At 62.2% G+C, this 11,450-nt stretch carries 10 protein-coding genes and 1 pseudogene; 4 read left to right on the top strand and 7 right to left on the bottom strand.

The features are described 5' to 3' along the window. From treS to hisB, 6 genes are all read right to left on the bottom strand, one after another. Positions 1–1,523: maltose alpha-D-glucosyltransferase (treS, locus tag NW857_RS00360; protein WP_414367667.1), on the bottom strand; the 1,523-nt coding region annotated here is incomplete at its 3' end. A 244-nt stretch (positions 1,524–1,767) separates the two neighbouring features. Next, positions 1,768–3,048, bottom strand: a complete 1,281-nt coding sequence (locus NW857_RS00355; RefSeq protein ID WP_414341534.1) for a DNA double-strand break repair nuclease NurA — start codon at positions 3,046–3,048, stop codon at positions 1,768–1,770. Continuing rightward, entirely contained in the window at positions 3,032–3,928 is an 897-nt protein-coding gene (locus NW857_RS00350; RefSeq protein WP_414334639.1) for a 6-carboxytetrahydropterin synthase, read from the bottom strand. Before NW857_RS00350 ends, NW857_RS00355 begins: the two co-directional genes overlap by 17 nt. A gap of 112 nt (positions 3,929–4,040) precedes the next feature. Further along, positions 4,041–5,117 (bottom strand): NAD(P)/FAD-dependent oxidoreductase, encoded by a 1,077-nt coding sequence (locus NW857_RS00345; protein WP_414334638.1) that lies wholly within the window; start codon positions 5,115–5,117, stop codon positions 4,041–4,043. 28 nt (positions 5,118–5,145) lie between these two features. Next, complete coding sequence (locus NW857_RS00340; RefSeq protein ID WP_011432316.1) at positions 5,146–5,298, bottom strand: photosystem II protein Y; 153 nt, start codon at positions 5,296–5,298, stop codon at positions 5,146–5,148. Positions 5,299–5,658: 360 nt separating this feature from the next. Further along, complete coding sequence (hisB, locus tag NW857_RS00335) at positions 5,659–6,303, bottom strand: imidazoleglycerol-phosphate dehydratase HisB (protein WP_414334636.1); 645 nt, start codon at positions 6,301–6,303, stop codon at positions 5,659–5,661. Positions 6,304–6,611: 308 nt separating this feature from the next. On the opposite strand from hisB, the gene NW857_RS00330 reads away from it, so the two are divergent. From NW857_RS00330 to NW857_RS00315, 4 genes are all read left to right on the top strand, one after another. Next, a complete protein-coding gene (locus tag NW857_RS00330) occupies positions 6,612–8,021 on the top strand; it encodes a RecQ family ATP-dependent DNA helicase (protein ID WP_414334634.1) in 1,410 nt (469 codons plus the stop codon). A 114-nt stretch (positions 8,022–8,135) separates the two neighbouring features. Next, a complete protein-coding gene (locus NW857_RS00325) occupies positions 8,136–9,929 on the top strand; it encodes a glycoside hydrolase family 3 N-terminal domain-containing protein (protein WP_414334632.1) in 1,794 nt (597 codons plus the stop codon). Between the two features lie 92 nt (positions 9,930–10,021). Continuing rightward, a complete protein-coding gene (locus NW857_RS00320; protein WP_414334630.1) occupies positions 10,022–10,513 on the top strand; it encodes a c-type cytochrome in 492 nt (163 codons plus the stop codon). A gap of 9 nt (positions 10,514–10,522) precedes the next feature. Further along, positions 10,523–11,194: a diacylglycerol/polyprenol kinase family protein gene (locus NW857_RS00315; RefSeq protein WP_414334628.1), complete on the top strand. Its 672-nt coding sequence runs from the start codon at positions 10,523–10,525 to the stop codon at positions 11,192–11,194. A 51-nt stretch (positions 11,195–11,245) separates the two neighbouring features. Here the strand turns inward: NW857_RS00315 and NW857_RS00310 are convergent. Then, positions 11,246–11,450: pseudogene (locus NW857_RS00310) on the bottom strand (hypothetical protein); the annotation flags it as partial.

The raw sequence follows: 11,450 nt of genomic DNA, 5'->3' as shown, positions 1-11,450 counted from the left end.
ACATAGCGGGAGAGATTGGCCACCACCAGGATGCGCTCGTCGCCGTAGGCCCGCATGAAGGCCAGCACCTTGCGGTTTTCCGGGTGCAGCAGCTCAAAAGAGCCGCGGCCAAAAGCTTGGAAGCGCTTGCGAACCGCGATCATCCGTTTCATCGTCCACCACAGGGAATAGGGGTTGTTCCGCTGCGCTTCCACGTTGACGGTTTCGTAGTGGTACTCGGCGTCGATGACGATGGGCAGGTAGAGCTTCTGCGGGTTAGCCCGAGAGAAGCCGGCGTTGCGGTCGGCGCTCCACTGCATCGGCGTGCGCACGCTGTTGCGATCCCCCAGGTAGATGTTGTCCCCCATGCCGATCTCGTCGCCGTAGTAGATCACCGGCGTGCCGGGCAGGGAAAACAGCAGGCTGTTCATCAGCTCGATGCGGCGGCGGCTGTTGCCCAGCAGGGGCGCCAAGCGGCGGCGGATGCCCAGGTTGACCCGCGCGTTGGGATCCTTGGCGTACACCTGGTACATGTAGTCCCGCTCTTCGTCGGTGACCATCTCCAGGGTGAGCTCGTCGTGGTTGCGCAAGAAAATGGCCCACTGGCAGGTTTCGGGAATGGGGGGAGTCTGCTGCAGGATGTCGATGATGGGGAAGCGATCCTCCATCTGGATGGCCATGAACAGCCGCGGCATCAGGGGGAAGTGGAAGTCCATGTGGCACTCGTCTCCGTCGCCGAAGTAGGCTACGGCATCTTCCGGCCACTGGTTGGCCTCCGCCAGCAGCATACGGTTGGGATATCTTTCGTCAATGTATTTGCGTAGGGCCTTGAGGAAGGCGTGGGTTTCCGGCAGGTTCTCGCAGTTGGTGCCCTCCCGCTCGTACAGATAGGGCACCGCGTCCAACCGCAGGCCGTCCACCCCCATGCTCAGCCAAAAGTCCACCACCTCGAAGATGGCCTTCTGCACGGCAGGATTGTCGTAGTTGAGATCCGGCTGGTGGGAGTAGAAGCGATGCCAGTAGTAGGCTTTGGCCACCGGATCCCAGGCCCAGTTGGAAGTTTCAAAGTCTTGAAAGATGATGCGGGCCTCTTTGTACTTTTCCGGGGTGTCGCTCCAAACGTAGAAGTCCCGCTCGGGGGTGCCGGGGGCGGCGCGCCGAGCCCGCTGAAACCAGGGATGCTGATCGGAGGTGTGGTTGAGGATCAGCTCGATGATGACGTGGATCCCGCGTTGGTGGGCGGCATCTAGAAAGATTTTGAAGTCCTCTAGGGTGCCTAGGGTGGGGTTGACGTTGGTAAAGTCAGAAACATCGTACCCATCATCCCGCAGAGGGGAGGGGAAAAAGGGCAGCAGCCAGAGGGCCGTGATGCCCAGATCCTGCAGGTAGTCCAGCTTTTCCGTCAGGCCCTGGAAGTCGCCCACTCCATCGCCATCGCTATCGGCAAAAGCCCGCACCGGTAGCTCGTAGATGATCGCGTCTTTGTACCAGAGGGGGTTGTGGGTTAAGGGAGAGACGATGCTGCGCAGAGGGGCTTGGCTCATCATATCGGCAATAGAAACAGGATTTGGACACCTTGGCAACCCTAACCGTTGAGTGGGGATCCCCTCAATAGGCTGCAGCCTTTTCTTGGGTGCCAGGGATCCCGGCAGGCGGTGCGGTTTTGGGCCTGACAGGGCGATTTTAACCCCTCACCCCCGGCCTCTCTCCCAGCCCTCACCCCCAGCCCCTCTCCCTCTGGGAGAGGGGAGGTAGGAGGGAGGAAGGGTTTTGCGGCACTGGCACCAATTAGGCGATACCAGTTCGCTTCTGGGCTTCCTTGCGGGAGACAGCCACATGGCGCAGGCCGGCGCGGATCAGCTCCTGCTCGATCAGGGCAAAGAAGCGCTGCCGATCCCCGCTCCGCACCACTGCCAAATGATGGGCTTCCGCCAGGGCAATGGGGTAGCCAAAGCCCTTTTGCACCTGGCTCAGTACTCCCGCCAGGGCCCGCTGCAGCAGCTGGGCATCCTGGGCCACCCAGGCGGGAAACTCCAGGCGGGCGATCTCGGGGCCCCCCTTCCCGCCGACATTCAAGTAACAGCAGTGGATGTGGTGTTCCCCGAAGGCATCCAAGACACTGGCGCCACTGCGCCAGAGGGGGCTGCGCTCTCCCGGCTGCAGCAGGGATCCCCAGAAGACGCGATCCGGCAGGGGAGCAAAGGGGTGACAGGGGGGGGTTTTCTCGCCGGCACAGTAGCGATGGCAGTCGCAGCCCAGGTAGGGGCACAGCCCCAGGCGTAAGTAGTTAAGGGTTTCGCTGCTGCGGGAAGCGCTGATGTAGCCCACCAGGGGGATGCGGGCGGCCCGCAACTGCTCCAGAGTCGCCAGGATGGGATCCAGCCAGGGACGCTGGGTTGATCTGGGCAGCGGCTCCAGTCCCCAGGGGATCAGGGATCCATCCAGGAGCGCCAGCGTGGCGCGGCGACGGGGCACTGACAGGGCCAACTGCGCCAGCTCCTCTAGCTCTGCCTGAGCCCGCCGCAAGGCCAACACCACTTCCGGCCCCAACGAGACCCCTGTCCCGCTGCCGGGGTTCCGCACGGCAATGGCAGCACTTTGCAACCCTTCTGCCATTTGCTCCAAGAGAGAGGAGTCCGAGCGCTGCCCATACAGCAGCAGAGGCTGACTATCCAAAAGCGGCCACTCCTGGGTGCCGTAGTGCAGAACCACCCGCCCAACATTGATCAGCGAGCAATAGGCGATCTCGTGGTGGCTGGGCAGGATCTGGGATCCATCGGTGGCCACCACCGTGTGTCGTCCCTGCAGCGGCTCCACCTTGGGCAGGGATCCCCAGGTTTCCGGGGGCTCGGCGGGGCTGGCGCAGGTAAAGGCCAGATGGGATCCCCACTCCGTCCAACGCGACTGCCAAACCTGCGGCTCCTGCTGCAGGCGCCCGAAGACCTGCAGGGCTTGGCGCAGGCGCTCCTGACCGGCCCGCGACTCCTGCTGCAAGTGCCGAGCAAAGGCGGGGATCTGCCCACTCAGCTTAACCAGATCCAACATGGTTACATCAGCGTCGCGCGGCAACACGGCTGCCGAAACTCTGGGGGAGCCCTTCTGAAGAGTTGAACAGCTCTTCCAGCGGAAACTCCCCGTAGACCTCGCTGCTGTTGTTGGGGCTCTCTTGCAGGCGAACCCGATGCAGTTGCACCCCCAGCTCGCGCAGGGGCAAAGTCAGCAGCCGTTGAATGTAGAGGGCGATGTTTTCGGCGGTGGGCACCACCTGGGCAAAGTAGGGGATGTCTTTGTTCAAAAAGGTGTGATCCAGCGGTTTGACCACCTGCTCGTCAATGATCCGCTGCAGAGCCGCCAGATCCACGAGCATCCCCGTGCGCGGGTCGATGGATCCCTTGACGGTGATCTCCAGGCCGTAGTTGTGGCCATGGCCATGGGGACGGGCGCAGAGGCCGTAGATGGCGGTGTTCTCTTCCAGGCTCAAATGATCCAGGGCCAAACGGTGAGCGGCGCTGAAATGGGTGGCAACGGTCAAGTAGGCTTGCATGGCTTCTCCTCGGTATTCGGCCCAAAGTTCGGGATCCTCGTACAGGCGGACGCTGGTCAGCGGCAGCGCATCGGCCAGGCGTTGCCAAATTACGTAAGCGATAAACTCGGTGGTGGGCAGGGTTTGGGCAAACTCCGGCCAGGCTTGATTGAGGTAGGCGAAGTTGAGCTCTTGAATCACCCGCTCTCGGATCACCCGCTTGACCTCTGAGAGGTTGAGCACCATGCCGTACTCATCTACCTCCCCCGTCAGGCCCACCTCCAGCACGTAGTTGTGGCCGTGGCCGGGAAAACGGGCTTGGGGGCCAAAGCGGGCTACGTTCTCGGCTTCTGAGAGTTCGGGCAACCAGTAGCGATGGCTGGCGGCAAATTGGGCACGGCGGTAGATCGTACAGGTTCTGGGCATGGATTATCTGCCAAGGGATCCACCCTGTCAGCATAACTCTCTACCCCAGAGGATGGAAATTCTCGGCCTGGATCTGCAGGCATTGCTCCAGGCCAACTGGGTCAGCGTCCCCTCACCGCTCAGAGCCGCCCAGCATTTCGAGCAACGTTTTGGCGGCATCTTGCCCTGAGAGCCAAGCCCCTTCTACGCGCCCCCCGGCGCACGAATCGCCGGCACAAACCAAAGGCAATCCCTCAGCCGCCGGAATCCGGGTGCCCAAGCTGGCCAATCCCATGGTTTCCAGCGGCAAAGCGTAGCGCCAACGGTGCACCTGCATCCATTGGGGCGAAGCCAGCCAGGGATCCAGATGCTTGGCGGCGTGGGCCAACAATTCTCGACCTGCCTTTTCTAGCTCAGGTGGGCCGGCCTCCAGGTACAGAGATGACCACTCCGCCCCCCCATGCAAGACCACCACCGGCGAGAGCGGCTGCGGGCGCTTGCTGCTGTCCAACCCCAGCCAGGCCAACATCGGATCCTCCAAGCACTTGATCCCTTTCCAGGGCGGCGGCGGCGTGTCCTTGGAGTAGCCGGCCAAAACCGCAAGGCAGGGCTGATACTCGGCGGATCCCAGCAGAGACAGCAGGCTATCGGCAGGAGGGATCTTCTCTTGCAGCAAAGGCAGCAACTGCGGGGCCGGAATGGCCGCCACCAATGCGGCAGCCTCGTAGCATTGACCATTCTCCGCCTGCACTTGCCAGGTTGTGGCCAAACTTTTGAGGCCGACCACACGAGTTTGGGTGTGTACCGACAGCGGGGCAGCCAGGTGTTTGGCCAACATCGTCATGCCCTGGGGGCAGATGTAGCGCGGTTTCTCCTCGTTGGGATGCTCCGGGCGCAGCCCTTTTCGATCCAGCACATGCAGCGAGCGCGTCCATTCCGTCAGCAGCCCCAGGCCCAGCAGCTCCTTCACCCAGCGATGAAAGCCATCGGAATCGGCAGTCAGGTATTGAGCCCCGTGATCCACCGGCACCGTTTGTCCGAGATGCTCAACCCGACGGGTGGCCAGGCGCCCGCCCAAGCCCGCCGATTTTTCCAGCACCAGAACCCGCAGCCCCGCCCGCAGCAGTCGCCTTGCGCAGACCAAACCGGCCACTCCGGCCCCGATGACAATCACATCGGCGGATTTTGGGTTTGTCGCCTCGCCTAGCATACTGAGCCTGCCGGCCGGATCCGCACGTTCAGCTCCCGCCTTTGCCGAAGGGGTTGTTGCCCTTCTCGCCGAAGAGCTTGGCCTCTCCTTTGATGGCAGCCTTGATGATGTTGTAGGCAGCCCAGGCAACCACCAAAACAATGGGCGACAGAACGATCAGCGGACGGAGATCAATGTCCATGGTTTTCATCCCCCCCTAACATGGGCCTATCAGTGGCTGGGAATCAGAACCTCCAGAGCTGGCAACTGCCGGGAAACCCTTTTTCGACTTTTGGATCCCGCCTGAGCTGGGACGCAACCCTGGAAGGATGGCTAAGTCCAGAATAAACCCAAATGGGGATCCCTGCCGGACAGACTTTGCCTCATCCAGGTCTGTGAATTGGCGCCGGCTCAGCTCTTTTGGATCTTCACCAGTGGCTGGAGATTTTGCCCAAAGCAGCCGGCGGGCGAGTGCGGCTCAGCATTCTCGACAGAACCCCATCGTCGGATGGGGCAGCACCACAAGTCCCAGGCTCAAGGTCAACAGCCCGCGCAGGCGCCGCTACAGCACCCCCTTAGAACTGGGGATCCCTTCCTGTCGGCGCGGATCCCGTTCTACGGCCATGCGCAGGGCGCGGGCAAAGGCCTTGAAACTGGCCTCGACGATGTGGTGGGCATTGAGGCCGGCTGCCTGGCGAAGGTGCAGGGTCATCTGGGCATGGTTGACCACCGCCTGATAAAACTCTCGCACCAACTGGGTTTCGTAGCGGCCAATGCGCTCGGCGGTCAGCTCCAGGCCGTAGCTGAGGTGGGGTCGCCCGGAAAAGTCCAGCACCACCTGCACCAGCGCCTCATCCAAAGGCGCCCAAAAATGACCAAAACGATAAATGCCCCGCCGATCCTGCAGCGCCAGCGCCAGCGCCTGTCCCAACGTGATGCCCACGTCTTCGTTGGTGTGGTGGTCGTCGATGTGCAGATCCCCCACCGCCTTGATCTGGAGATCGATCAACCCGTGGGTGCTGAGCTGGGCCAGCATGTGATCCAAAAAGGGGATCCCGGTGTCGATCTCGTGCTGCCCTCTGCCGTCCAGGTTGAGATGGATTTGCACATCCGTTTCCCCCGTGCGACGGTGAACAGAGGCCATTCTGGGCTGGAGCAAGGGTGGGGAGTCGTTGGCATCAGCGGTGCGGAGCACATTGGCAGTCATAGTTCCAGCATCGAGCTAGGCGGGAAGTCCCAGCTCTAGAATCGCACAAGACCACCGCCCTGTTGCCACGCAATGCTACGCGACCGATACCTTGCCAAGGGCAGCAAAGAGCATTCCTTCCCGGCCAGCGACCTGGATCCCAGCCATCCCGATACGGGTTCCCTCACCCCTACCCCCTCTCCCAGAGGGAGAGGGGAACTAGAGGCAGAAAGGGGGTTCCGTGGAATTGGAAATAGCCTGTTGTTGGACAACCCCCTTTACAATCGCTGTAGATTGCTGAAGGAAATCGCGGCAAAAGGGGTTGCCGTTTGCAGGATTGGCAGCAGGTTCAATCCGCCCTCAAGCAGTACTGGGGCTACGAGGCGCTGCGCCCGCCCCAGGCTCAGGTGATCCGCGCCTTGCTGGAGAAGCGCGACGCGCTGGTGGTATTGCCGACGGGGTTTGGCAAGTCTCTTTGCTTCCAACTCACATCCCTCTTGCAAACAGGGCTGACGCTGGTGGTCTCGCCCCTGATCGCCCTGATGGAAGACCAAGTCCAGGATCTCTGGAAGCGCCGTCTGCCGGCGGCCTGTCTGCACAGCGAGCTGGATCCGGCCCTGCGCAAGCGCGTGTTGAAGGCCCTTGAGGAAAACCGACTGCGTCTGCTCTACCTGGGGCCGGAAACCCTCTTCAGCCCCCCCGTTTGGCAACGGCTGCAGCAGCCCCAGGTGCAAATCAGCAGCCTGATCGTGGATGAGGCCCATACGTTGGTGCATTGGGGGGGATCCTTCCGGCCCGACTACCGCCGTTTGGGATTGCTGCGCCCGGCTTTGGCCAAGCCCTCGTTTCCCATCGCCGCTTTTACCGCCACCGCCGATCCCCAAACCTGCACTCGCCTGGGCCACATCCTGGGGCTGCAGGATCCGGAGTGCATCCGCGCCGATCCGCTGCGGGCCAATATCTCCCTCAATGTGGCCATCGCCTGGAGCCCGGCGGATCGCCGTCGGCGGCTGTTGCGTTTTCTGGCCGAAAACCCCGGCCCGGGCCTGGTGTACGTGCGCACACGGCGGGATGGGGAGGAGCTGGCCGCGTGGCTGGGCCGCCACAACCAAGAAACCGCCACTTACCACGGCGGCCTGGAAGCGGGATCTCGCCGGCGCTTGGAGCGGGCCTGGCTGGCGGGCGAGCTGCGCTTTTTGGTTTGCACCAACGCCTTTGGCATGGGGATCAACAAGCCGGATGTGCGCTGGGTGCTGCATTTTCATCCCCCGCCCCATTTGATGGATTATTTACAAGAGGTGGGGCGGGGCGGGCGGGATGGCGGCCCCTGTCAGGCCCTGATGCTGGTCTCGGAGCCGACGGGCCTGCTGGATCCCAGCGATCGCCAGCGCCAAGCCTATTTCTATTCTCAGCAGGAGCGCCTACTGGCCCAAGCACGCCGCCTGCTGCAAACTCTGCCCCCGCAGGGATCCTATGCCGACCTGCCGCCAGGAGAAACCCGGGTGGCCCTGGGCCTGTTGCAGGAGATGGGCTGTCTGCGCTGGCCGGATCCCTTTCACTTTCAGGTGCTGCACCGCCGTTGGCAGCCGCCGCCGCGGCAGGATCCCTGGCACGAGATGGAGGCCCTGATCCACGCTCGCGGCTGTCGGTGGCAGGCGATCTTGCCCTACTTTGGCTACCCTGGGGAACACCCCGGCCTGCCCTGCGGCACCTGCGACCGCTGCCGCCAAAGGCGCTGATTGTTTTGGCAGCAGGGAAGCCAGAAGCCGGGAGAGCGGCTAGGATCATCTGCGCTTGGGTTTTCGCAAAAGATGGGGATCCCCCAGCATTGCTGACGACTTCCGGTTATGCCCATGAGTGTCTCCGGATCTCTGGCCGACGAGCTTGACCAGCCCTTGTCCCTAGCTCGACAAGTGGCGCAACTGCTGGTGGTGCCGGTCTCGGCCCGTTTGGGATCCCAGTCGCCCCCTCGAGAAGTTCTCAGGCGGCTGATCCAAGAGGTAGGGATTGGGGGCATCTGGCTGACCGAGGGCCATGTGGCAGAAGCCCTGTTGCTGGTGGAAGAGTTGCAAACCTGGGCTGCCCTGCCCCTTTTGGTGGCGGCGGAGGCCGGTCGTGGGCTGGCCCTGCAGGGGGCGACTTCTTTTCCCCACCCCCTGGGCCTGAGCCGCCTGGGATCCGAAGCCGAGCGCTGGGCGGAACAGTGGGGTTGGATCACGGCGCGGGAAGCAGCGGCCCTCGGCATCAATTGGCTGCTTAACCCGGTCGCAGAGCTGCTGGGGGAAGATCCCCTGTCTGCTTTGCAACTGGCGCGAGCCTTTGTGCGCGGATGTGAGCAAGCCGTCCCAGAGGGGATCCTGACCACGGCCAGCTCTTTCCCCGGCAAAGGGGAAGTAAGGTCGGCTGCAGCAGAGCAGGTTTCAAAGGCACCGGACATCCCCTGGTGCCCCCGTTTGAGCCTGACCCCAGCCCAGCTCCAAGAGGGGCCTTGGCTGCCGTTCCTGCTGGAGCAGGTGGGGGCGATCTTGGTTTCTCATGTGGTGCTGCCGGAGTGGGATGAGCGCTGGCCCATCACCCTGCTGCCGGGGCGGCTCACCCAGCTGCTGCGGCGGGAATGGGGGTTCGGCGGGCTGATCGTGGTGGATAGACTCGATGACGGCTTTCTGGCGGAGCTGGCCGCTGGGACGGAGCTCTCTCCCAACCGATTGGCCGTGCGGGCTTTCCAGGCCGGTGCCGACCTGATTTTGGCCCCCCCCGATCCAATGGCCTCGCTGGCAGCCGTTTTGGAAGCGGTGCAGCAGGGATCCCTCAGCGCCGTCCAACTGGCCCAATCGGTGACGCGGGTGCTGCGCGCCAAGCAGCGAGTCCTGCCTGCGGCCTCAACTCTCCTCAAACAGGTGTGGCCGGCCTTGGCGGAAACGGATTTCAGCGCTGTTGGCGGCTGGATGGGGGCCAAGGATCCCACCGACCCGGCCCTCAGCCGCGGCTCCCCCGCCGAGCACCTGAAACCCCTCTTGCTGGGGGATCCCATCCGCAAGGACTCGGCTTTGGGAAAGCTGTTCAACACGCGCGCCAACCTGCCCTCTGCTCTGCACAAAGCCGCCCAGCTGGGATCCCTCTTGGCCGAGCAGGATATTGCTCCCTGTCAAGCCGCCATGGCCCGCGGTGGGGTGGAAGGTGGCCGGCCCCTCAGACCGCCCCCAGAGCCCAGATGGTTGAACTGGATCTGGCTGGATCCCCCCCTGGACACTGCCGACCTGCAGTTGCAGTCTCCCGCTGTTCAGGTGCCGGCGGCGTTGGGCATTCTCCCTGTGGTCAGCGATGCCCTCACCCCCCTGCCTTGGCTGGAAGCTGCTTTGAACAGCGCTCCAGGGCTGGTTTTCCAAGCTTTCCTTCGCGATCCCCTGCCCAACTATGTGCTGGATTGGCTGCAACAGCATCGGGAGCGGGTGGCAGCCGTCGTCGTTTATGGTAATTTATCCTTCTACCGCCGCCTGCAGGCGCACTTTCCAGGGGCCAATCTCATCCACAGCCTGAACCGGGATCCCTGGGCCCAAGCAGAGGCGATGGAGCGGCTCTTTCCCAACCGCGCCATCCCAGAGGGAGCGCAATCTCAGACAGACCGGCAAATCATTAAGAAAAAGTAAATACCATTACAGATTATTGGCAGGGAAGGGCTCCTGAGTTATTGTGTTGGTTGAAATGTAAAAGATTGAAACGGTCTCTCTCAGCGTTGTCTGTGCATCCCTCCCTCTCAGACATCCCGCCATCCGGCAGCAGCCAGGCGTCGCCCGGCTGCTGGGCTGAGTTTGAGCAGAAGCGACTGCCCTCCTCCCAAAAGCGTTTACAACCTTTCCTCAAGTCCTTGCAGCAGTTCTTCACAGGTGTCTGGGCCCAAAAAGCTCGTTGGGGCGTCGTCCTCCTCGGCCTGGCGGTAGTCACCTGGGTTTGGTTGAGTGCCGGGGCTCGGCTGGATCCCTACACTCAAGCTGTCCTCAGCCTAGAGGGGCAGGTTGGCCGTGGTGCTTCCTTGTTTGCCCTCAACTGTGCGGCTTGCCATGGAGAAGAAGCGGATGGTCGGGTGGGGCCCAGCCTGCGGGGGGTGAGCAGCCGCCGTTCGGATCGGTTTATCATTCAGCAAGTAACCGGTGGCAAAACGCCTCCCATGCCCCAGTTCCAGCCCGATCCCCAGGAGATGGCGGATCTGCTCAGCTACTTGAAAACGCTCTGAGGCCGTTTCATGGGCCTGACCCAGCAGCTTGCTTGCTATGCTCTCTGGCTGGCCTCCGTCTTTGCTTTTGCGGAATGGCTGCGCTCCCAGCAGGTGGACGGAGAATGGGTGCGCAAGGCAATTCACATCGGCGTGGGCAATATCATTTTGCTGGCTTGGGCCTTGCAAGTGCCCCGCTGGCTGGGGGTAGGGTTCTCGCTGGTGTTTGCCGGCCTGGCGCTGCTCTCCTACCGAGTGACCCTTTTGCCCAGCTTGAATGGGGTCGGTCGGCGCAGCTTTGGCACCTGTTTCTATGCCCTCAGCATTGGCCTGCTGCTGTTTTGGTTTTGGCGGCCACAGCGACAAGTCTTCGCGGTGATCGGCATCTTGGTGATGACGTGGGCGGATGCCTTGGCCGGCTTGGTGGGCAAAACCTGGGGCAAACACCCCTATCAACTGGGATCCCTTCAAAAAAGCTGGGAGGGATCCCTGACCATGTGGGCGGTGAGTACCTTGGTGATCGCGGCGCTGCTGCTGGGGTACTTCGGCTTCTCTCCCCCTTTGCTCGCCATCAGCCTCTTGGTGGGGGGAATAACCATGGGCTTGGAGGTGTTCTCTTGGTGGGGGTTGGATAACCTGACCGTGCCTTTGGCCAGTGCCGGCCTCTGTTTTGCCCTGCTGCAGAGCCTCAACTATTTATGAACTTTACATAAACTAAATCCTGCAGTCGGGCTCGCAAGCGGTCGTCCTCTTTCAAGCCTGACGGCGTTCTTGCTCCTGCTCTTCCTGCTGCTGCCACTGCCTGAGCAACTCTTTGGCCGCTTGTGGGGTAAAGTAGTCCAGCTCCATCAACTTACGGTAGGTCAGAATTTGCCGCATCTCCAGGGGCATGTCTGCTTTTCGGTAGAAGTAGTGGATGCGGCTGATGTTTTGCTCCATCTCCGTAAACTCTTGCTCC

It is taken from the genome of Synechococcus sp. H55.9 (genome assembly GCF_047462355.1).
GTDB lineage: Bacteria > Cyanobacteriota > Cyanobacteriia > Thermostichales > Thermostichaceae > Thermostichus.
This window is presented reverse-complemented; position numbering and strand designations above follow the sequence as displayed.